This window comes from Pseudomonas sp. TH39(2020) (assembly GCF_016650715.1).
Classification (GTDB): domain Bacteria; phylum Pseudomonadota; class Gammaproteobacteria; order Pseudomonadales; family Pseudomonadaceae; genus Aquipseudomonas; species Aquipseudomonas mandelii_C.
In genome coordinates this window covers 696199-715786 of the sequence record NZ_JAEKFF010000007.1, presented here as the reverse complement: position 1 = coordinate 715786, position 19588 = coordinate 696199, and the positions used below count along the sequence as shown (strand labels likewise).

The 19588-nt window shown below is 59.1% G+C and carries 22 protein-coding genes and 1 pseudogene; 15 read left to right on the top strand and 8 right to left on the bottom strand.

Annotated features, from left to right (window positions below; translation table 11 throughout):
* Window positions 1-14: 14 nt before the first annotated feature.
* Window positions 15-479, top strand: coding sequence for a CopD family protein (locus JFU47_RS23730; protein WP_201186009.1), 465 nt, complete (start codon window positions 15-17; stop codon window positions 477-479).
* Window positions 480-530: 51 nt separating this feature from the next.
* Here the strand turns inward: JFU47_RS23730 and JFU47_RS23725 are convergent, their stop codons facing one another.
* From JFU47_RS23725 to JFU47_RS23710, 4 genes and pseudogenes are all read right to left on the bottom strand, one after another.
* Window positions 531-1289, bottom strand: a complete 759-nt coding sequence (locus JFU47_RS23725) for a collagen-like protein (RefSeq protein ID WP_201186007.1) — start codon at window positions 1287-1289, stop codon at window positions 531-533.
* Entirely contained in the window at window positions 1282-1560 is a 279-nt protein-coding gene (locus tag JFU47_RS23720) for a DUF1145 domain-containing protein (RefSeq protein ID WP_201186005.1), read from the bottom strand. Before JFU47_RS23720 ends, JFU47_RS23725 begins: the two co-directional genes overlap by 8 nt.
* A 148-nt stretch (window positions 1561-1708) precedes the next feature.
* Window positions 1709-2424 (bottom strand): annotated as a pseudogene (locus JFU47_RS23715) (OmpA family protein).
* Window positions 2425-2514: 90 nt separating this feature from the next.
* A complete protein-coding gene (locus tag JFU47_RS23710; protein ID WP_201186003.1) occupies window positions 2515-3210 on the bottom strand; it encodes an OmpA family protein in 696 nt (231 codons plus the stop codon).
* 190 nt (window positions 3211-3400) lie between these two features.
* Between JFU47_RS23710 and JFU47_RS23705 the strand changes: the two genes are divergently transcribed.
* The 4 genes from JFU47_RS23705 to JFU47_RS23690 are packed head-to-tail and all read left to right on the top strand — an operon-like array spanning window position 3401 to window position 5124.
* A complete protein-coding gene (locus JFU47_RS23705; RefSeq protein WP_140677566.1) occupies window positions 3401-3898 on the top strand; it encodes a DUF6231 family protein in 498 nt (165 codons plus the stop codon).
* A 4-nt stretch (window positions 3899-3902) separates the two neighbouring features.
* Window positions 3903-4379 carry a YchJ family protein gene (locus JFU47_RS23700; RefSeq protein WP_140677568.1) on the top strand — a complete coding sequence of 159 codons (477 nt, stop codon included), beginning with the start codon at window positions 3903-3905 and terminating at the stop codon, window positions 4377-4379.
* Between the two features lie 44 nt (window positions 4380-4423).
* Window positions 4424-4918: an LEA type 2 family protein gene (locus JFU47_RS23695; RefSeq protein ID WP_201186001.1), complete on the top strand. Its 495-nt coding sequence runs from the start codon at window positions 4424-4426 to the stop codon at window positions 4916-4918.
* Window positions 4915-5124 (top strand): SEC-C metal-binding domain-containing protein, encoded by a 210-nt coding sequence (locus JFU47_RS23690; protein ID WP_007906737.1) that lies wholly within the window; start codon window positions 4915-4917, stop codon window positions 5122-5124. The genes JFU47_RS23695 and JFU47_RS23690 overlap by 4 nt, the downstream gene beginning before the upstream one ends.
* 138 nt (window positions 5125-5262) lie before the next feature.
* On the opposite strand, the gene JFU47_RS23685 is transcribed toward JFU47_RS23690, so the two are convergent.
* Window positions 5263-5814: a cysteine hydrolase family protein gene (locus JFU47_RS23685; protein ID WP_201187316.1), complete on the bottom strand. Its 552-nt coding sequence runs from the start codon at window positions 5812-5814 to the stop codon at window positions 5263-5265.
* Between the two features lie 146 nt (window positions 5815-5960).
* Between JFU47_RS23685 and JFU47_RS23680 the strand changes: the two genes are divergently transcribed.
* From JFU47_RS23680 to JFU47_RS23640, 9 genes are all read left to right on the top strand, one after another.
* Window positions 5961-6605, top strand: a complete 645-nt coding sequence (locus JFU47_RS23680) for a glutathione binding-like protein (RefSeq protein ID WP_201185992.1) — start codon at window positions 5961-5963, stop codon at window positions 6603-6605.
* Between the two features lie 373 nt (window positions 6606-6978).
* Window positions 6979-9429, top strand: a complete 2451-nt coding sequence (locus JFU47_RS23675; RefSeq protein ID WP_201185990.1) for a penicillin acylase family protein — start codon at window positions 6979-6981, stop codon at window positions 9427-9429.
* 181 nt (window positions 9430-9610) lie between these two features.
* A complete protein-coding gene (locus JFU47_RS23670) occupies window positions 9611-10645 on the top strand; it encodes a ligase-associated DNA damage response exonuclease (RefSeq protein ID WP_201185988.1) in 1035 nt (344 codons plus the stop codon).
* Window positions 10642-12330 (top strand): ATP-dependent DNA ligase, encoded by a 1689-nt coding sequence (locus JFU47_RS23665; protein WP_201185986.1) that lies wholly within the window; start codon window positions 10642-10644, stop codon window positions 12328-12330. Before JFU47_RS23670 ends, JFU47_RS23665 begins: the two co-directional genes overlap by 4 nt.
* Before the next feature lie 333 nt (window positions 12331-12663).
* A complete protein-coding gene (locus JFU47_RS23660) occupies window positions 12664-13446 on the top strand; it encodes a transporter substrate-binding domain-containing protein (protein WP_140677582.1) in 783 nt (260 codons plus the stop codon).
* Window positions 13447-13502: 56 nt separating this feature from the next.
* The gene (locus tag JFU47_RS23655) at window positions 13503-14231 is read left to right on the top strand and encodes an ABC transporter permease (RefSeq protein WP_140677583.1); all 729 of its coding nucleotides are present in this window, start codon (window positions 13503-13505) and stop codon (window positions 14229-14231) included.
* Complete coding sequence (locus tag JFU47_RS23650) at window positions 14228-14938, top strand: ABC transporter permease (RefSeq protein WP_140892483.1); 711 nt, start codon at window positions 14228-14230, stop codon at window positions 14936-14938. The genes JFU47_RS23655 and JFU47_RS23650 overlap by 4 nt, the downstream gene beginning before the upstream one ends.
* A 24-nt stretch (window positions 14939-14962) precedes the next feature.
* Window positions 14963-16081 (top strand): succinylglutamate desuccinylase/aspartoacylase family protein, encoded by a 1119-nt coding sequence (locus JFU47_RS23645; RefSeq protein WP_201185978.1) that lies wholly within the window; start codon window positions 14963-14965, stop codon window positions 16079-16081.
* 13 nt (window positions 16082-16094) lie between these two features.
* The gene (locus tag JFU47_RS23640; RefSeq protein ID WP_201185976.1) at window positions 16095-16859 is read left to right on the top strand and encodes an ABC transporter ATP-binding protein; all 765 of its coding nucleotides are present in this window, start codon (window positions 16095-16097) and stop codon (window positions 16857-16859) included.
* Window positions 16860-17016: 157 nt separating this feature from the next.
* On the opposite strand, the gene JFU47_RS23635 is transcribed toward JFU47_RS23640, so the two are convergent.
* Together JFU47_RS23635 and dcd are read right to left on the bottom strand one after the other, a co-directional pair.
* The gene (locus JFU47_RS23635) at window positions 17017-17226 is read right to left on the bottom strand and encodes a hypothetical protein (protein ID WP_017336784.1); all 210 of its coding nucleotides are present in this window, start codon (window positions 17224-17226) and stop codon (window positions 17017-17019) included.
* 106 nt (window positions 17227-17332) lie between these two features.
* Window positions 17333-17899 (bottom strand): dCTP deaminase, encoded by a 567-nt coding sequence (gene dcd / locus JFU47_RS23630; RefSeq protein WP_074874089.1) that lies wholly within the window; start codon window positions 17897-17899, stop codon window positions 17333-17335.
* 354 nt (window positions 17900-18253) lie between these two features.
* Between dcd and JFU47_RS23625 the strand changes: the two genes are divergently transcribed.
* Window positions 18254-18463, top strand: a complete 210-nt coding sequence (locus tag JFU47_RS23625) for a cold-shock protein (RefSeq protein WP_002554837.1) — start codon at window positions 18254-18256, stop codon at window positions 18461-18463.
* A 109-nt stretch (window positions 18464-18572) separates the two neighbouring features.
* Here the strand turns inward: JFU47_RS23625 and JFU47_RS23620 are convergent, their stop codons facing one another.
* Window positions 18573-19580 carry a DUF481 domain-containing protein gene (locus JFU47_RS23620; RefSeq protein WP_140677587.1) on the bottom strand — a complete coding sequence of 336 codons (1008 nt, stop codon included), beginning with the start codon at window positions 19578-19580 and terminating at the stop codon, window positions 18573-18575.
* Between the last annotated feature and the right edge of the window lie 8 nt (window positions 19581-19588).

Genomic DNA, 19588 nt, shown 5'->3' with positions numbered 1-19588 from the left:
AACGGAGTACCCCAATGACACCTTTTGGCATCCTTTACACCCTGCATGTCCTGTCAGCCCTGGTCTGGGTCGGCGGCATGTTTTTCGCGTGGATGGTCTTGCGGCCCGCGGCAATGAAGGCTTTGGAAGGCCCTGCCCGCTTGAAGCTGTGGGTAGAAGTGTTTCAAGGTTTTTTCCGGTGGGTCTGGATCGCGGTGGTGCTGTTGCCGGTCAGCGGCGTGGGCATGATTCATTTGCAGTACAGCGGTTTTGAAGCGGCGCCGCGGTATGTGCAGGTGATGATGGGGTTGTACGTGGTGATGACGGCGCTGTTTATCCGGATTCAGGCGTTGTTGTTGCCAGAGTTGCGCACGGCAGTGGCGGCGCAGGACTGGCCGACCGGGGCTACGACGCTTGGGAAAATTCGCAAGTTGGTGGGGATTAATCTGATTGTCGGGTTGGTGCTGGTGGCGATTGCTGCGGCACGACCGATGTTCTAGGGCCTCATGATCGTTCCCACTGCGTGGGAACGATCAACGATCGGTCAGGGGTTACAACCGCTGCACGGTCACCGAACCCGCCGCACCGGCAGGCCCCGGCTGACCGTCAGCGCCAGGGCGGCCGCTCTTGCCGCCATCGGCCTTGTAAACCAAACAGCCCTTGGCCTTGCCACCCGCGCCCGGTTTACCGCCAGGCCCGGCCACACCACCGTCACCGCCAGCCACCTGAACCTTGATCAGTTGCGCCGGGAAATCACGCGGCACTTCCAGACGAACCAATGCACCCGGCGCGCCCGGCTGGCCGTCGCTGCCATCACTGCCATCGGCACCACGACCGGCCTGGCCCCAGGTACAACCCGGTGCCTGACCGTTGGCCCCATCGAGACCGACAAAACCCGGTGCGCCCGCACCGCCGCGAGCGTCCACCAACAATTGCGGCGCACTCAGTGCCTTGATCTGCAAGTTCAGGTTACGCCCGGAGCGGGCTGCCTTGAGGTAAGTTCCCGGCGCGCCGCGAGCCGTGATCTGGCTGCCTTCGGACAACTGCGCACGACTGACCTTCAGCTCAAGCGGCTGTTCGCCGGGTACGATGGCAATCCGCGCTTCACGACCCAGACGCAATTCACCGACGGATACCTCGGTCACATTCGAGGGAATCAACAACGTGCCGTAGTCGGCTACTTCCAGGCGTTCCAGCTGCAAGGTGCTGGCGGTGTTGGGCAAACGCATCAGCGAGTTGGTTTCGACGCTCACCACTTGGGCGCAGGCCAACGGGCTGATGAGTGCAGCGAGCAGACAGAGTTTACGCATGGGAAGCCTTAGGCGCGGTCGGAGCCGGGATGGTTTGCAGGTGGAAAACGCCGAAAAAGAGGATCTTCAGGCGATCAAGCCAAGGGTGGGTGCGACCTCTGAGGCTGCGGAAACAGAACACCGCCTCAAGAAGATGAAGGCAGGCCAGCAGGCCGCCGGCCAGATCGACCAGCAGATGCAGAGGATTGACAAACGGCATGAGCTGATTGACCAGCACCACCAGCCAGAACAGCAGGGTCAACAGCTTCCCCAGCCCCCAAAACACGTTCATACGCTCCCCCGTTGAGAATTATTCTTTGCGCGCACAGTACCGGCTTACACGCGGGATAAGCCAGAGGGCAACTGAAAATTCTTCATGAAGGCCGCCGAATGGCCGCCGGACCGGCTGCAATTGTGGTCCGACGGCTCTATCACGGGGCTCAGCGATTGATGTGCAACTCCACCCGACGGTTTTTCGCCCGTCCTTCTTCCGTTTCGTTATCGGCCACCGGCTGGCTTTGGCCCTTGCCCTCGCTGGTGAGCTTGTTCGGCGCCACTCCCTGACTCAACAGGTAGGCCGCCACGCTACTGGCGCGACGTTCCGAGAGTGCCTGGTTATAGGTGTCCGAGCCGACGCTGTCGGTATGTCCGATCACCTTGATGCTCACCACATCGGCGCTTTGCAGTTTGGGCATCAGCGAATCCAGCTTGCTCTGCGCGGCAGGGGTCAGTTCGGATTGGTTGAAGGCAAACAGCACGTCGCCCGCGTCGCTCAGGGTGATGACCTCCGATTGAGCAGGTTCAGGTTTCACACTGGCCGGGTACTGCGGCAATGGGCAACCATGATGTTCGACGGGGGTATTGGCCGGCGTATCAGGGCAGCGATCACGTCGATCGAAGACACCATCGTTGTCTTCGTCGCCATCCTGGGCGTAACAGATCAAGCCACCGGTCAATACACCAAGCGCCGCTCCGCCGGCCGCCCAACCGCCACTTTCGAGAGCGCCCAGACCTCCACCGACCAGGCCGCCGATCACGCTGCAGATTGGCCAGGTTCGTTGATTGAGGGGGCGGTGCCATCGCTGTGAGTAGCGCAACCGGTCAACAGGCTGCCAAGCAGCACGACCGGCAAGACGGTCCGTGTGAGAACGCTCATGGTGAAAGCTCCTGTGTTACCGGCCAATGCCGGTCACACAGGAGTAAAGACCCGCATCCGCGACTGCACAAGCCGCGGAGTACGAGGGGTTTAGCGGTTGATTTTGATTTCCGTGCGACGGTTCATCGACCGGCCGTCAGCGGTTTTGTTATCGGCAACCGGCTGGCTTTCACCGGCACCGGTAACAGACACGAATTCGCTGCGGGGTACACCTTGGGAAATCAGGTATTCAACCACCGAATGAGCACGACGATCCGACAGTTTCTGGTTATAGGTATCGCTGCCAACGCTGTCGGTGTGACCGGTTACAGTCAGTTGGGCGTTAGGCGCTTCCCCTTTCAGGCGAGTGGCAATTTTATCGAGTACCAATTTGTCGGCCGGGGTAAGTGTGGCCTTGTCGAACTGGAAGTGGACATCGCGAATGACGATGACTTCTTCTTTAACCACGGCCGCTTCTTCGACCACTGGCGCAGGTACCGGTGGAGGGCAACCGTCGGCATCGACACGCACGCCTCTAGGTGTTCCCGGGCACTTGTCGCGGCTATCCGGCACGCCATCACCGTCTTCGTCGCCATCACCGTGAACCCAGCAATAAGCCGCAGCCGTGCCGCCGACGAGCAGCGCGCCATACCCCGCCCATGCCGAGCTCTCGGTCGCGCCGAGACCTGCACCCACGACACCACCGACCGCCGCACAGGTCGGCCAGTCGGTTTTCTGCAAACCTGCGCAACCAGTCAACACACCGGTTAGCAGAACCAAGGGTAATGCTGTGCGAACTATGCTCATCTAGTTTTCTCCTGAGGGATCGGCTTAGAACCGATTCAGGTAGTAAAGACCCGAGTTTTAATCTCCGCCAGCAATAGGCCATTGCAGTTTTGTCCCGTGTTCACGGTAGATCGACGCTTTTGCGACAAACCACCTCTAGGCCCGGCCCTTTGAGCAGGCTAGTCTTGGCAGCTCTGATTGAGGATCTTCGATGATTGCAGGTATTTCTTCGCGCACGCCCCAGCAGGCGTTGGCCGCTTTGCTTGATCGTTACGCCCCCGCGCGCCTGTTGCTGATTGGCGCCAGCGAGTTCCCCGCGCTTGAGGCCTTCAAGCTGGCGCACCCGGACACTTGTGTAGCCCACGCGGCCCCCGGGGTGTTGCCGGCCGAATTGGCGGCGCGCCGGTTTGACCTGGCGCTGGTGGTCGATTGCCTCGAACACCTGCCCAAACGCGATGGCCTGAACCTGCTGGGCGGGATCCGTAACCTCAACGCCAGTCGCATCGCGGTGCTGGCGGACTTGCCGGCCAGCGGCTGGCAGGAAACCGATTTTTTCTCCCTGGCCCTGCAAGCCAGCGAACGCTTCCAGCGCGACGATCAAGTGCTGACCCTGTTCACCTATGATCTGCTTGACTACAAACAAGTCCCCGACTGGCTCAACTCACGGTTCTGGGCCAATCCGGAAAACTTCGGGAAATATTGGTGGTAACGCAATGAGTACATCCATTTGCCCCTGTGGTAGCGGCACGCCGCTTGATGCCTGCTGCGGTCATTACCATGCCGGTCATCCGGCGCCGTGTGCCGAAGCCTTGATGCGTTCGCGCTACAGCGCCTATGTACTGGGGCTGATCGATTATCTGGTGGCGACCACCCTGCCCGCACAACAGGCAGGCCTGGATCGGCAGTCCATCAGCGACTGGAGCGCCCAAAGCACCTGGCTGGGCCTTGAAGTGGAAAGCTCCGAGGTCTTGGGCGGCCAGCCGGAACATGCCTTCGTGACTTTCACCGCGCGCTGGCACGACGGCAGCGGAGAACACAGCCACCGCGAACGCTCGTCGTTCGTGCAGAACGCCGGTCACTGGTACTTCATCGACCCCACCGTACAACTCAAGGCCGGACGCAACGATGCGTGCCCTTGCGCCAGCGGGCAGAAGTTCAAGAAGTGTTGTGCGGGTTATTTCAGCAGTTGAGGTAATCGCAAGAGGCTAGACTGGGCATCAAAGGGAGTCAGTCCATGCTCAGTCAGCGACGCGTCTTACACGCCCTCACCCTGTTCCTGTTTCTGGGGCTCGGCGGTTGTGTGTCCTGGTTCGGCGATGATGAACCGGAACCGCAGGTGCATCTGGTCAAGGTCGAAGTGGTCCAGGCCAAACTGATGCAGCAGCGATTCCTGCTGCACTTTCGCGTCGACAACCCCAACGACAGTGACCTGACGGTGCGGGGCATCGAGTACCGCATTCACTTGGGCGACATGTTGCTGACCGAAGGCGAGCACGAACATTGGTTTACGGTCGGTCCCAAACGCAGTGCCTACTTTAAAGTACCGATCCGCACCAACCTGTGGCCCAAGGTGCGGGATCTGGTGAAACTGCTGAAAAACCCCAGGCAGCCCATTCCCTATCGTCTGGAAGGTGAACTGGAAACCGGTTTATTCATCGCGCACTACGTGCACCTGGCGCGCAATGGCGTGATAATCCCCGCCGATTTAATTCCGGAGCAAAACCGATGACCCAGCAACCCCACGTCCATGGTCCTGACTGCAACCACGATCATGACCATCACGACCACCATGATCACGACCATGGCCATGTCCACGGCCCAAACTGCGGCCACGCCCACCAGGAACCGGTGCGCAACGCCCTGAAAGACGTCGGCCGCAACGACCCTTGCCCATGCGGCAACGGCAAGAAATTCAAGAAGTGCCACGGCGCTTGATGCTTCGGGCGAAGAACTTCTTCGCCTGTTGAATCGTCTTCGCGAGCAGGTCGAATCGTCGCACCGTCGCTCCCACATTGGCCCGGTGAGTCCCTGTGGGAGCGAGCCTGCTCGCGAAGACGGACGGTTAGTCACCCTTCACTTCAGGATCTGCACGGTGCTCACGACCGTCGCGTATTCGCCATGCAAATTCCCCAATGACATTGCGTGCACTTCCTCGGCTGAATGGGCTTTACCAAAGTAGTCAGCCTTGTCGAAGGTAAAACACGCATCCTCCACGACCCACGTATCAAACCCCAGATTACCGGCCGTTCGTGCCGTGGATTCCACCGAGTTGTTAGTCGCTACGCCAACAATCACCAGTTGATCAATCCCTGCCTCGCGCAAACTCGCCTCCAACCCGGTCGAGCAAAACGCATCCGGCACCTGCTTTTGAATAAGCTGCTCACCGGTCTGTGGCTGAAACCGCTCCTGAAATTCCACCCCCGATTGCTGCGGCCAGAAAACCGAGTCAGGTGAACGAGACAAGTGCTGCACATGAATGACCGGTCGCCCCGTTCGACGCCAATCCCCTAGCAAATCGAGGATTCTCTGCTCGGCCTGAGGATTATTTCGGCGACCCAGTTTGGGATGCAGGATGCCTTTTTGTTGATCGATGATGATCAGCGCCGCGCTTGCTTTGAGCTCCATGCCGGTTTTTCTCATGCGGGGTCATTGAATTTCCTGCACTTCAGCATCACCTGTTCCTACAGGCAAGCTATCGAACGCAAACAGGACGACCTGATGCCGGCGTTTGCTGTCCGCAAGTAACGACATCTCTTGATTTGGAGTACTCCATGATCGACCTGTATTACTGGACCACCCCCAACGGCCACAAAATCTCGATATTCCTGGAAGAAGCCGGCCTGCCCTACAACGTGCACCCGATCAACATCAGCCAGAACGACCAGTTCAAACCCGATTTTCTGAAAATTTCCCCGAACAATAAAATTCCGGCCATCGTTGATCCCGAACCGGCCGATGGCGGTGAGCCATTGGCACTGTTCGAGTCCGGGGCGATTCTGTTGTACCTGGCAGAGAAAACCGGCAAATTCCTGCCCAAAGACCTGCGCGGTCGCCAACAAGCGCTGCAATGGTTGTTCTGGCAGATGGGCGGCCTGGGGCCGATGGCCGGGCAGAATCATCACTTCAGCCAGTTCGCGCCGGAGAAAATCCCCTACGCAATCAAGCGCTACATCGACGAGACCGCCCGCCTCTATGGCGTACTCGACAAGCAGCTGGCCGATAAAGACTTCGTCGCCGGCAGCGAATACAGCATTGCCGACATGGCGATCTACCCGTGGATCGTTTCCCACAAGTGGCAGAGCCAGAACCTGGAGGACTTCCCCAATGTGTTGCGCTGGTTCAACCGCATCCAGAGCCGTCCGGCGACGGTGAAGGCGTATGCCCTGGTGGCCAAGATCAACCCGCCTAAATCCTGACCCATTCTCCCGATCGTTCCCACGCTCTGCGTGGGAATGCAGCCCGTGACGCTCCGCGTCACTTCCAGAGCCGAACACGGAGCGTCCGTTGAGGCATTCCCACGCAGAGCGTGGGAACGATCACAGTGAAGAAATAACGCCGCCGCCGCTTGCGCGGCCACCTCCTGCTCACTAACGTAGCGCCTTTAATGTGCCCGGCCTCGGAAGTCCGTTCATCTTTTGACGAGTGGCTAATGTTGTCAGACAAGGCGCCGCGACGAGTCATAGCCCGCTATGGCGAGGAGCGGCAACGCCGTCTGGCGACATTAGACGCCGTCAAAAGTGAACAGCGACTTTCGAGGCCGGGCACCACTACCCCCGCAGGAGCTTTGCCATGGCCTCGCCAGCCCTTACACATTTTCTTCCCCGGTTCGGCGTTGCCGCAGCAGTGGCCGGTGTTTTGAGCCTGACCGGTTGTCAGACCTGGAACACCCAGGACACCCTCCCGCCGACCACCGGCGTGCAGCCGCTCAAGGGCCTGGCGCAGAACGTTTCGGTACGCCGCAATGCCATGGGCATGCCGTTGATCGAAAGCAACACCTTCCACGACGCGCTGTTCACCCTGGGTTACGTCCACGCCACCGACCGCATCACGCAAATGGTCACCCTGCGCCTATTGGCTCAGGGCCGTTTGTCGGAGATGTCTGGCTCGGACCTGCTCGACGCTGACCGCTACATGCGCGCCGTCAATCTGAAGAAAAGCGCCGGCGAGCTGTACAAGGCGTCTTCGCCGCGCCTCAAACGCTTCTTCGAAGTCTATGCCCGCGGCGTCAACGCCTACCTGTTCCGCTATCGCGACAAACTGCCAGCGGACCTCGCGGCCACCGGCTACAAGCCTGAATACTGGAAGCCGGAAGACTCGGCGCTGATTTTCTGCCTGCTGAACTTCAGCCAGTCGGCCAACCTGCCGGAAGAAATCTCCTCGCTGATGCTGGCCCAGACCGTCAGCACCGACAAACTCCCGTGGCTGACGCCGTCTGCCCCCGATGAAAAGCTGCCGCTGGCCGAAGCTGAAAAACTTCAGGGCATCAAGCTCAACGGGCAAATCCCGGGCCTGGCCGAGATCAGCAAAGCCACGAGCCAACTGTCCGATCTGAATCTGCTGGGCGCCACCTCGTCGAACAACTGGGCGATCGGCCCGCAACGCAGCCGCAGCGGCAAAAGCCTGCTGGCCAGCGACAGCCATGGGCCACTGGGCGTGCCGTCGTTGTTCAGTTACGTGCAGATTCGCGCGCCGAAGTACCAGGCTTCTGGTGTGACGATTGCCGGTTTGCCGATGGTGCTTGGCGGTTTCAACGGCAAAGTGGCCTGGAGCATGACCACGGTCATGGGCGACAACCAGGACCTGTTCCTGGAAAAAATCAAACGCCAGGGCAATGGTCTTTCCTACGAGGTCGGCGGCAAATGGCAGCCAGCGATCGTGCGCAACGAAACCTACTTCGTCAAAGGCCAGCGGCCGATTCGCGAAGTGGTGTACGAAACCCGCCATGGCCCGCTGCTCAACAGTGCCCAAGGCACGACGCTGGCTAATGGTTTTGGCCTGGCCTTGCAGACGCCGAACTTCACCGATGACAAGTCCCTGGACGCGTTTTTCGACCTGTCCCGCGCCCAGACCGTCGAGAAAGCCTCGGATGCCAGCCGCGAAATCCGCGCCATCGCGCTGAACCTGGTATTTGCCGACGCCAGCAACATTGGCTGGCAAGTCACCGGTCGCTTCCCGAACCGACGCGAAGGCGAAGGCCTGCTGCCGTCGCCAGGTTGGGAAGGTCGTTACGACTGGGATGGTTACGCCGACCCGATGCTCCATCCCTATGACCAGGATCCGGCCCAAGGCTGGCTCGGCACCGCCAACCAGCGAGTCATTCCCCATGGCTATGGCATGCAGTTGTCCAACTCCTGGGCGGCGCCGGAGCGTGGCGAACGCCTGGCCGAACTGGCGGGTGTGGGCAAACACGACACGCGCAGTCTGATCGCCATGCAATACGACCAGACCACCACTTTCGCTGCCAAGCTGAAGAAGATGTTTGACGCACCGGGCATGGCCCAACCGCTCAAACAGGCCATCGAAGCGTTACCTGTGGCGGATCGCGGCAAGGCTCGCGAGGCGTATACCCGCCTGATGGCCTTCGACGGAAAACTCAGCCCGACCTCCGCTGATGCAGCGATTTACGAGTTGTTCCTGCAGCAAAGCACCCAGCAAATCTTCCTCGACGAACTGGGCCCGGAAAGCAGCCCGGCGTGGAAAGCCTTTATCGCCAACGGCAAGTTGTCCTACGCGGCCCAGGCCGATCACCTGCTGGGTCGTGAGGACAGTCCGTTCTGGGATGACGCTCGCACACCGCAAAAAGAAGATAAACCGGCGATCCTAGCCCGCAGCCTGGCAGCGGCGATCAGCGCGGGCGACAGTCAGTTGGGCGGCGATCACAAAGCCTGGCAATGGGGCAAACTGCACCGCTACGAGTGGAAAAACACCAGTGGCCAGACAGTGCGCGGTCCACTGGCGGCCGGTGGCGACCACACCACGCTGAATACTGCAGCATTCGCCTGGGGCCAGGACTTCAACACCACCCTGGCGCCAGCCATGCGCTTTATCGTCGACTTCGGCCAGGCGGAACCGCTGATGGGGCAGAACGGTACGGGGCAATCCGGTAATCCGGCGAGTCCGAACTACCTCGACAGCATTGATCCGTGGCTGAAGGGGCAATACATGAGTCTGCCGATGCAGCCGCAGAACTTTGACAAGGTGTATGGGAAGACGCGGTTGACGCTGACACCGGGCAAGTAACCCCGCCTCCACGATTGATCGTTCCCACGCTCTGCGTGGGAATGCCTCTAGGGACGCGGAGCGTCACGGGCTGCATTCCCACGCGGAGCGTGGGAACGATCTTATCCCCGAAAAAAACAATAGAACTTCTGGCTACGCGCAAACCTCATAGCTAACAAGTCCCTCCATTTTTGGTAACAACATGGATCTTGTTATCGCGCGTCCTGAAGGTTTGTATTGCCCGGTCGGGGATTTCTACATCGACCCGTGGCGGCCGGTCGAACGCTCAGTCATCACCCACGCTCACGGCGACCATGCCCGCACCGGCAATCAGCGTTATCTGGCGGCCGCTCCCGGCGAAGGGATTTTGCGTGCGCGATTGGGCCAGGACATCAACCTGCAAACCCTGCCCTACGGTCGACCCCTGACCCACCAGGGCGTCACCCTGAGTTTTCACCCCGCCGGCCACGTCCTCGGCTCGGCACAGGTGCGTCTGGAATATGGCGGCGAAGTCTGGGTCGCGTCGGGTGACTACAAGATCGAACCCGACGGCACCTGCGCGCCCTTTGAACCCGTGCGCTGCAATACCTTCATCACTGAATCGACCTTCGGTCTGCCGATTTATCGCTGGCAACCCCAGGCGCACGTCTTTGCCGAGATCAATCAGTGGTGGCAAGCCAACGCCGCCGCCGACAAAACCAGCGTGTTGTTCTGCTATGCCTTCGGCAAGGCGCAGCGAATTCTCCACGGTATCGATGCCAGCCTCGGCCCCATTCTGGTGCATGGCGCCGTGGAACCGCTCAATCAGGTTTACCGCGAAGGTGGTATTTATTTACCGCCAACGATCTATGCCGGCGAGGTAAAAAAGAGCGACCCCATGATGCACAAGGCGTTGGTCCTGGCCCCGCCTTCGGCTGGCGGCAGCAGCTGGATGCGTCGCTTCGGTGACTACAGCGATGGTTTCGCCAGCGGCTGGATGCGTTTGCGTGGTACACGGCGGCGACGTGGCGTGGATCGTGGCTTTGTACTGTCTGACCACGCCGACTGGCCGGGCCTGCTTTGGGCCATCGAACAGACCGGTGCTGAGCGAGTGATGGTCACCCACGGTTCGGTCGGGGTACTGGTGCGTCATCTGCGCGAACAGGGTCTCGATGCCATGAGTTTCAGTACCGAGTACGGCGACGATGAGGAAGAAAACGCAGTGATCGAACCCGAGAGCGCCGAGGTGCTGCCATGAAGGCGTTCGCCGAGCTGTATGCCGAACTCGATGCCACGACGTCGAGCAACGCCAAACTGGCGGCGATGCAACACTACTTCGCCGAGGCCGCGCCAGAAGATGCCGCATGGGCTGTTTACTTTTTATCCGGCGGGCGACCTCGGCAACTGGTGCCGGTGCGCATCCTGCGAGAGTTGGCGGTGGAGATCTCCGGCCTCGCGCCGTGGCTGTTCGAAGAGAGTTATCAGGCGGTAGGCGATCTGGCGGAAACCATTTCGCTGGTGCTACCCGAAGTGCTTCACAGCTCCAACGATGGATTGGCGGCCTGGATTGAAGACAAACTGCTGCCGCTGCGCGGTGAAACCCCGCAAGTCCTCGCCGAGCGACTGCCTGCCCTGTGGTCGCAACTGGACCGCCAGAGCCTGATGCTCTGCATCAAATTGATCACCGGCAGCTTCCGTGTTGGCGTCTCCAAGTTGCTGGTCACCCGCGCCTTGGCGGCCATGGCCGGGCTGGACAGCAAACGCGTCGCCCAGCGACTGGTGGGTTACACCGACCTGTCCAACCGCCCGAGCGCGCCGGGTTATTTGAAGTTGATCGCCGCCGAATCGTCTGACGAACATGCCCAACGCGGCGGTCAGCCGTACCCGTTTTTCCTCGCTCACGCGCTATCACAACCCGTTGAACAATTCGAAGCCCTGCTCGGCTCGGCCAGCGATTGGCAAGTGGAATGGAAGTGGGATGGCATTCGCGCCCAGGTGGTCAAACGCGACGGGCGACTGTGGATCTGGTCGCGAGGTGAAGAGCTGGTCACTGAGCGCTTCCCCGAACTCGAGAGTCTGGTTCACTGCTTGCCCGATGGCACGGTGATCGACGGTGAAATCGTCGCCTGGAAAACCGAACGCCCCACCACCGAGGACGCCTTCAACCCTCATTTCCCGGCTTCACCTGCGGTAAAACCTTTTGCGCTGCTGCAACAGCGGATCGGCCGTAAAACCCTGGATAAAAAAATCCTCGAAGAAGTGCCGGTGGTGGTCCTCGCCTACGACCTGCTGGAGTGGCAGGGTGAAGACTGGCGCAACCAGCCTCAATCCCGGCGTCGCACTCAACTGGAGTACGTCGTCGCCAGGAGCAACAACCCGGTGTTACTCCTTTCACCTCTGATCACCGGCGAAGACTGGCTCGACCTCGCCCGACAACGGCAAGCCTCCCGCAAGCTCGGTGTCGAAGGCATGATGCTCAAGGCCCGGGAGGCGTTGTATGGCGTCGGGCGGACCAAGGACATGGGCGTCTGGTGGAAATGGAAAGTCGACCCGTTCAGTGTCGACGCGGTGCTGATTTATGCGCAACGCGGCCAGGGTCGCCGCGCCAGTCTCTACAGCGATTACACCTTCGCCGTGTGGGACGGGCCGTCTGACGCGAGCGAACGCGCACTGGTGCCGTTCGCCAAAGCCTATTCAGGGCTGACCGACGAAGAAATGCGCCAGGTCGACATTATCGTGCGCAAGACCACCGTAGAGAAATTCGGGCCGGTGAGCAGCGTGACGCCGAGCCTGGTGTTTGAACTGGGATTTGAGGGCATCGCCCTGTCCAGGCGACACAAGAGCGGGATTGCGGTGCGGTTTCCGAGGATGCTGCGCTGGCGGCAGGATAAGTCGGTTGAGGAAGCGGACAATCTGGGAACGTTGCAGGATTTACTCGGCTGATCCGATCCCTTGTGGGAGCGAGCTTCTGATCGTTCCCACGCTCCGCGTGGTAACGCAGCCCGGGACGCTCCGCGTCCCAGATTGGACGCAGAGCGTCCATGGAGGCATTCCCACGCAGAGCGTGGGAACGATCAGTTACGCCCCTTATCGGTGCGGCTGTTTTCCGCCGCCCGTTTTCGTGCACAAATCCCTCCTTGCCATTTCTTGAATCACCTTTTAAAACACTTGTTCGGGACTCTGGTTCGGAAATTGCTACTTTCATAGGGTCTTACGCTTTCCAGTAACAATAATTCTGCGCCACAAGCGCTCATATTGGTTTTTAGGGATTGAATAATGAAAAAAGCATTGCTGACCCTTTCTGCACTGGCGTTGTGCATGGCAGCCGGTTCCGCGCTGGCCAAGGAATACAAGGAATTGCGTTTTGGCGTTGATCCTTCCTACGCTCCGTTTGAGTCAAAAGCGGCTGACGGTAGCCTGGTAGGCTTCGACATCGATCTGGGTAACGCGATCTGCGCCGAACTGAAGGTCAAGTGCAAATGGGTCGAAAGCGATTTCGACGGCATGATTCCGGGCTTGAAGGCCAATAAATTCGACGGTGTGATCTCTTCGATGACCGTCACCCCGGCCCGCGAAAAAGTCATCGACTTCTCCAGCGAGCTGTTCTCCGGCCCAACCGCTTACGTGTCCAAGAAAGGTTCTGGCGTAACCGCAGACGTCGCTTCGCTCAAGGGCAAAACCGTCGGCTACGAACAAGGCACCATTCAGGAAGCCTATGCCAAAGCCGTTCTGGACAAGGCGGGCGTGAAAACCCAGGCCTACGCCAACCAGGATCAGGTGTATTCCGACCTGACTTCCGGTCGTCTCGACGCCGGCATCCAGGACATGCTGCAGGCCGAACTGGGCTTTTTGAAGTCGCCACAAGGTGCCAATTACGAAGTCAGCAAGCCGGTCGACAACGAATTGCTGCCAGCCAAAACAGCTGTCGGTATCTCGAAAGGTAACAAAGACCTCAAGGCACTTCTTGATAAAGGTATCAAAGCGTTACACGACGATGGCACCTACGCCACCATTCAGAAGAAACACTTTGGCGATCTGAATCTGTACAGCGGCAAATAATGCCCGGCGCCCATCTCTCGATGGGCGCTTTTTTCATCCGATCAGGTTGCTGATTTATGTTCGAAAACCTCTTACAAAACCTGGGGCTCTCCGCCTTCAGCCTCAAGGGCTTCGGTCCGTTGCTGATGGAAGGCACCTGGATGACCATCAAATTATCGGCGTTGTCGCTGCTGGTGGCCGTGTTGCTCGGCCTGCTCGGCGCCAGTGCAAAACTGTCAAAAGTCAAACTGGTGCGCGTACCGGCGCAGGTCTACACCACGCTGATTCGCGGTGTGCCGGACCTGGTGCTGATGCTGTTGATCTTCTACAGCCTGCAAACCTGGCTGACGTCGTTTACCGACTTCATGGAATGGGAATACATCGAGATCAACCCGTTCAGCGCCGGGGTCATCACCCTGGGCTTTATTTATGGCGCGTACTTCACCGAAACCTTCCGTGGCGCGATTCTCTCGGTCCCACGGGGCCAGGTCGAAGCCGCTACCGCGTATGGCCTCAAGCGTGGCCAGCGTTTCTGGATCGTGGTGTTCCCGCAAATGATGCGTTTTGCCCTGCCGGGTATCGGTAACAACTGGATGGTGATGCTCAAGGCCACCGCACTGGTCTCGATCATCGGCCTCGCCGACCTGGTCAAGGCGGCGCAGGATGCCGGCAAAAGCACTTACCAGCTGTTCTACTTCCTGGTGCTGGCGGCGGTGATTTACCTGCTGATCACCAGTGCTTCCAACGTCATCCTGCGCTGGCTTGAACGCCGTTACGCCGCCGGTTCCCGGGAGGCCGTACGATGATCGAACTTCTGCAGGAATACTGGAAACCCTTCCTTTATAGCGACGGCAACAACATCACAGGCCTGGCCATGACCCTGTGGCTGCTCAGTGCGTCGATCTTCATCGGTTTCCTGGTGTCGATTCCGCTGTCCATTGCCCGGGTTTCACCGCACTTCTACGTCCGCTGGCCGGTGCAGTTCTACACCTACCTGTTCCGCGGTACGCCGCTGTATATCCAGCTGCTGATTTGCTACACCGGCATCTACAGCCTGGCCGCCGTGCGCGCCCAACCCGTACTGGATGCATTCTTTCGCGATGCGATGAACTGCACGATCCTGGCCTTCGCCCTGAACACCTGTGCCTACACCACGGAGATTTTCGCCGGGGCGATTCGCAGCATGGCGCATGGTGAAGTCGAAGCGGCCAAGGCTTACGGTCTGACAGGCTGGAAGCTTTATGCCTACGTGATCATGCCTTCGGCCCTGCGTCGCTCGTTGCCTTATTACAGCAACGAAGTGATTTTGATGCTGCACTCGACCACCGTGGCATTCACCGCGACCATCCCGGATATCCTGAAAGTCGCGCGGGACGCCAACTCGGCGACCTTCCTGACTTTCCAGTCGTTCGGCATTGCTGCGCTGATCTACCTGACCGTAACCTTTGCGCTGGTCGGCCTGTTCCGCCTCGCCGAACGCCGATGGCTGGCCTTCCTCGGGCCGACCCACTAGGACCCGCTTTAGGGATAAAGAGACATGCGCCACCAGATTCATGACCTCCTGGCCCCGCTGCCGGGGACCGCTCGACAGATTCACAGCTTTCACTTCGGCCCATCATCGGCCAAAGGCAAGATTTACATCCAGTCATCCCTGCATGCCGACGAAATGCCCGGCATGCTGGTTGCCTGGCACCTCAAGCAACGTCTGGCGGAACTCGAAGCCGCCGGCCGCCTGCGCAGCGAAATCGTGCTGGTGCCGGTGGCCAACCCGGTCGGCCTCGAACAAGTGCTGATGGATGTGCCGCTGGGCCGTTACGACCTCGAAAGCGGGCAGAACTTCAATCGCTGGTTCGTCGATCTGAGCGAAGCCGTTGGCAACGAGATCGAAGGCCTGCTCGGCGACGATCCGCAGCACAACCTCGAACTGATTCGCAGCAGCCTGCGCAATGCCCTCGCCCAACAGACGGCCAGCACGCAACTGCAATCCCAGCGCCTGGCTCTGCAACGGCTGGCCTGCGATGCCGACATGGTGCTGGACCTGCATTGCGATTTCGAAGCGGTCGCCCACCTTTACACCACGCCCGAGGCCTGGCCGCAGGTCGAGCCGTTGGCGCGGTACATCGGTGCCGAAGCCAGCCTGCTGGCTACCGACTCCGGCGGTCAGTCGTTCGATGAATGCTTCACCCTGCTCTGGTGGCAGTTGAAGGAACGCTTCGGCGAACACTTTAATATTCCACTGGGCAGTTTTTCGGTCACCGTCGAATTGCGCGGTCAGGGTGACGTCAATCACCCGCTGGCCAGCCTCGATTGCCAGGCGCTGATCAATTACCTGATTCACTTCGGCGCCATTGCCGGCGAACCCGCGTCGCTGCCTGAACTGCCCTACCCGGCTACGCCGCTTGCCGGTGTTGAACCGGTAGCGACACCGGTCGGCGGGCTGCTGGTGTTCACCGCGCTACCAGGGGAATACCTCGAAGCCGGGCAACTGATTGCTGAAATCATCGACCCGATCTTTGACCGCGTCACCCCCGTTCATTGCACCGTCGCCGGGTTGATGTACGCCCGTTCGCTACGGCGCATGGCCACTGCCGGCATGGTGATCGCCCACATTGCGGGCACCGAAGCCTATCGCAGCGGCTACCTACTTTCGCCTTGAGGATGCATGCCCCATGTACAAACTGACCATTGAAGGCCTGCATAAAAGCTATGGCGATCATCAAGTACTCAAAGGCGTTTCGCTCAAGGCCAACACCGGCGACGTCATCAGCCTGATCGGCGCCAGCGGCTCGGGCAAAAGTACGTTTCTGCGTTGCATCAACTTTCTCGAACAGCCCAACGACGGCGCCATGAGCATGGACGGCCAGAACATCCGCATGATCAAGGATCGCCACGGCATGCACGTGGCCGATGCCGATGAACTGCAACGGATCCGCACCCGCCTGGCCATGGTGTTCCAGCACTTCAACCTGTGGAGCCACATGACGGTGCTGGAAAACATCACCATGGCCCCGCGTCGGGTGCTGGGGTGCAGCAAGCAGGAAGCCGAAGACCGTGCCCGACGCTATCTCGACAAGGTGGGCCTGGCCTCGCGCGTCGCGGATCAATACCCGGCGTTTCTTTCCGGCGGTCAACAACAACGCGTGGCGATTGCCCGGGCACTCGCCATGGAGCCGGAAGTGATGCTGTTCGACGAACCCACCTCGGCCCTCGATCCCGAACTGGTGGGTGAGGTGCTCAGGGTGATCCAGGGCCTGGCCGAGGAAGGCCGAACCATGATCATGGTGACCCACGAAATGAGCTTCGCCCGTAAGGTCTCGAATCAGGTGTTGTTCCTGCACCAGGGATTGGTGGAGGAAGAAGGTACACCGGAAGACGTGTTGGGCAATCCGAAGAGTGAGCGGTTGAAGCAGTTCCTGAGCGGCAACCTGAAGTAAAAAAATCACAGGTTTCGCCCGCCGCTACAGATCACTGTAGGAGCTGGCGAAGCCTGCGATCTTTTGATCTTGCTTTTCGGCTATAAAATCTCGCAATCCACAAAAGATCGCAGCCTTCGGCAGCTCCTACAGGTTGCAGGAATCATGTAGTCAGACCTTAGGCAACAGGCGCGGGAGGCGGCTCATCCGGCAGAGTCGGCTCACCGGGCTCGGTAGGTTGTTCGTTGGGGGTATCGGGATCAGGCTGACCGGGAATGCCCCCTGCCATGCTGATAGGTGGATGTGCCAACAAGGACCAGGCCAAAACGCCAACCTGATTGGGCTCAAGCCTTGCCAGTTCGGCACTTATTCGGGGATCGATCTTCATAAAGCACTCCTGAGCGATGGCCCCGTCCGCGTTGCGCGAACCGGGCAGTACACCCAATAGAGTGTCTACCCGCTCAAGAATTCCCACGACTTGCCAGACGAACGGATCAGGTGCGTGGCAGGGTGACGCCGCGCTGGCCCTGATACTTGCCGCCACGGTCCTTGTAGGACACTTCGCACTCTTCGTCGGATTCGAAAAACAGCATCTGAGCCACACCTTCGTTGGCGTAGATTTTTGCCGGCAGCGTGGTGGTGTTGGAGAACTCCAGGGTCACGTGGCCTTCCCACTCAGGCTCAAGCGGCGTCACGTTGACGATAATGCCGCAACGCGCGTAGGTGCTTTTACCCAGGCAGATCGTCAGCACATTGCGCGGAATACGGAAGAATTCCACGGTGCGTGCCAAGGCAAAGGAGTTCGGCGGGATGATGCAGACATCGCTCTTGACGTCGACAAAGCTCTTCTCGTCGAAGTTCTTCGGATCAACGGTCGCCGAATTGATGTTGGTGAACACTTTGAATTCATCGGCGCAGCGTACGTCGTAGCCATAGCTCGACACGCCGTAGGAAATCACTCGGTCGGCGCCTTCGCCGCGCATCTGGCGCTCTACGAAGGGCTCGATCATGCCGTGCTCTTGCGCCATGCGGCGAATCCACTTGTCCGATTTGATGCTCATGGCGGGTGTCCTGAATAGCGAGGTGGAAAAAATCTGTCCGGCATCTTACCGGGCGCGCGCTTCGGGTTCAAAGTCCGGGTCACAAATCTTGCCGATCCCCCGTAATTTCCGGCTCTTGCGGGTAAACCGGCGGACCGTCAGTCATGAAAACAGAGAAACCTTCGCAGGAAGCATTGGCACGTTCCGGAAAAAGGGTTAAGGTGGCGCCACTGTGCTGCTTGTGTCACTGAGAATCTCTACACGATATGTTGAATTTCGATCCAACCATCTACAAGAATTTTTCCTGCTCTTTGCACTCAGTCTCGGCCAGGGTTCTTCCTGCGTCGCAGTTATCTTTGTTCAAGGAGTTACACCATGTCTAATCGCCAAACTGGTACCGTTAAGTGGTTCAACGATGAAAAAGGCTTCGGCTTCATCACTCCACAATCCGGTGACGACCTGTTCGTTCACTTCAAAGCTATCCAATCCGACGGCTTCAAAAGCCTGAAAGAAGGCCAACAGGTTTCTTTCATCGCTACCCGCGGTCAGAAAGGCATGCAAGCTGAAGAAGTTCAAGTTATCTAACTTGTACTTGCTTTAGTAAAAAGCCCCGCCCTCAAAAGCGGGGCTTTTTTGTGCCTGTCTGTTTTGCAGGCAAAAAAAATCGCAGCCCATGGCTGCGATTTTTTGCTTCTTACCAGGCCACGCCAAACCCTGCGGTGTACCGGGTCTTGTCCAAATCAGCATCGTCGGTGCCGCTAATGATGTCTCTCTCGGCCTTCAGGTTAAGCGACGCCCATTCGGTCACTTTGTAGCGCAAGCCCATTTCGGCATCGAGCGCGTAATCCGCCACGCCCGACAACGGCTTACCCACTTCGCCGTTCGTGAAGAACTCCACCTTCTTGCCGATCAGGTAGCGGTTGTAATCCCACTTCATCGCCACGGAATAGAAGTTTTCTTTGCTGCCGTCAGCGAACTCATAGTCCGTGCGGTTGACCAGCGAGCCCAGCGAGAATGCGCCCAGCTCGTTATCCCAGAACTGGTAACCCGGACCGGTACCGACGGTGCGCTGACGAGAGAGCTCTTCGACCTTGTCGCGCTTATAGACTGCGCGACCCTGCCAGAACCACTTCTCGGTCAGGAAGCGGTCGAGCGAGTATTCGCCCCGCCAGTTGTCGGTAGTGACCACGCCATCCTGAAACTCGCGGTTGTACTCGCCTTCTGCGGTGTGTCGCCATCTACCATGACGCGCAGTGGTCTTGAAGTCGATATCGTAATCGTCGGTATCTTTCTCGGCCCGCTGATAATCCAGCGCGGCATCGACATTACCCTTCCACACCAAATCCTCGACGACAGGCTTGGGCTTGAGAATCTGCTGAATGCTCGCCAGTTCCACAGTCTTGGGCGTCTCGCCGTTAGCCAGGGTGACCTTGCCGTCTTCTGCCGCATGCAGCGCCTTGGCCTTTTCGCCGGTGTAGGCATCCTGCTTGACCAGCAATTCCTGATCGCTTTCCAGGGTTTTAACCTGCTTCCAGTCGATCGGTACGGCACCGGCGTACTCGGTCTGGATCAACAGCTTGCCGCCATCGAAAACAGTGATCTTGCCGCTCAGCTTGTCACCGTTCTTCAACCAGACGGTATCGGCGAGCAAAGGCGTGGAGGCACTGACGACAGCAAGGCACAGCAGGGTTCTGGACAACATAAGCAAAT

Excerpts from the sequence above, each read along its gene's own strand:
- JFU47_RS23625 (WP_002554837.1), top strand. The coding sequence starts at position 18,254 with ATGTCTAATCGCCAAACTGGTACCGTTAAGTGGTTCAACGATGAAAAA.
- JFU47_RS23695 (WP_201186001.1), top strand. The coding sequence starts at position 4,424 with ATGCTCAGTCAGCGACGCGTCTTACACGCCCTCACCCTGTTCCTGTTT.
- JFU47_RS23725 (WP_201186007.1), bottom strand. The coding sequence starts at position 1,289 with ATGCGTAAACTCTGTCTGCTCGCTGCACTCATCAGCCCGTTGGCCTGC.
- JFU47_RS23675 (WP_201185990.1), top strand. The coding sequence starts at position 6,979 with ATGGCCTCGCCAGCCCTTACACATTTTCTTCCCCGGTTCGGCGTTGCC.
- JFU47_RS23690 (WP_007906737.1), top strand. The coding sequence starts at position 4,915 with ATGACCCAGCAACCCCACGTCCATGGTCCTGACTGCAACCACGATCAT.
- JFU47_RS23620 (WP_140677587.1), bottom strand. The coding sequence starts at position 19,580 with ATGTTGTCCAGAACCCTGCTGTGCCTTGCTGTCGTCAGTGCCTCCACG.
- JFU47_RS23680 (WP_201185992.1), top strand. The coding sequence starts at position 5,961 with ATGATCGACCTGTATTACTGGACCACCCCCAACGGCCACAAAATCTCG.
- JFU47_RS23655 (WP_140677583.1), top strand. The coding sequence starts at position 13,503 with ATGTTCGAAAACCTCTTACAAAACCTGGGGCTCTCCGCCTTCAGCCTC.
- JFU47_RS23645 (WP_201185978.1), top strand. The coding sequence starts at position 14,963 with ATGCGCCACCAGATTCATGACCTCCTGGCCCCGCTGCCGGGGACCGCT.
- JFU47_RS23685 (WP_201187316.1), bottom strand. The coding sequence starts at position 5,814 with ATGGAGCTCAAAGCAAGCGCGGCGCTGATCATCATCGATCAACAAAAA.
- JFU47_RS23665 (WP_201185986.1), top strand. The coding sequence starts at position 10,642 with ATGAAGGCGTTCGCCGAGCTGTATGCCGAACTCGATGCCACGACGTCG.
- JFU47_RS23710 (WP_201186003.1), bottom strand. The coding sequence starts at position 3,210 with ATGAGCATAGTTCGCACAGCATTACCCTTGGTTCTGCTAACCGGTGTG.
- JFU47_RS23640 (WP_201185976.1), top strand. The coding sequence starts at position 16,095 with ATGTACAAACTGACCATTGAAGGCCTGCATAAAAGCTATGGCGATCAT.
- JFU47_RS23705 (WP_140677566.1), top strand. The coding sequence starts at position 3,401 with ATGATTGCAGGTATTTCTTCGCGCACGCCCCAGCAGGCGTTGGCCGCT.
- dcd (WP_074874089.1), bottom strand. The coding sequence starts at position 17,899 with ATGAGCATCAAATCGGACAAGTGGATTCGCCGCATGGCGCAAGAGCAC.
- JFU47_RS23635 (WP_017336784.1), bottom strand. The coding sequence starts at position 17,226 with ATGAAGATCGATCCCCGAATAAGTGCCGAACTGGCAAGGCTTGAGCCC.
- JFU47_RS23670 (WP_201185988.1), top strand. The coding sequence starts at position 9,611 with ATGGATCTTGTTATCGCGCGTCCTGAAGGTTTGTATTGCCCGGTCGGG.
- JFU47_RS23730 (WP_201186009.1), top strand. The coding sequence starts at position 15 with ATGACACCTTTTGGCATCCTTTACACCCTGCATGTCCTGTCAGCCCTG.
- JFU47_RS23650 (WP_140892483.1), top strand. The coding sequence starts at position 14,228 with ATGATCGAACTTCTGCAGGAATACTGGAAACCCTTCCTTTATAGCGAC.
- JFU47_RS23700 (WP_140677568.1), top strand. The coding sequence starts at position 3,903 with ATGAGTACATCCATTTGCCCCTGTGGTAGCGGCACGCCGCTTGATGCC.
- JFU47_RS23720 (WP_201186005.1), bottom strand. The coding sequence starts at position 1,560 with ATGAACGTGTTTTGGGGGCTGGGGAAGCTGTTGACCCTGCTGTTCTGG.
- JFU47_RS23660 (WP_140677582.1), top strand. The coding sequence starts at position 12,664 with ATGAAAAAAGCATTGCTGACCCTTTCTGCACTGGCGTTGTGCATGGCA.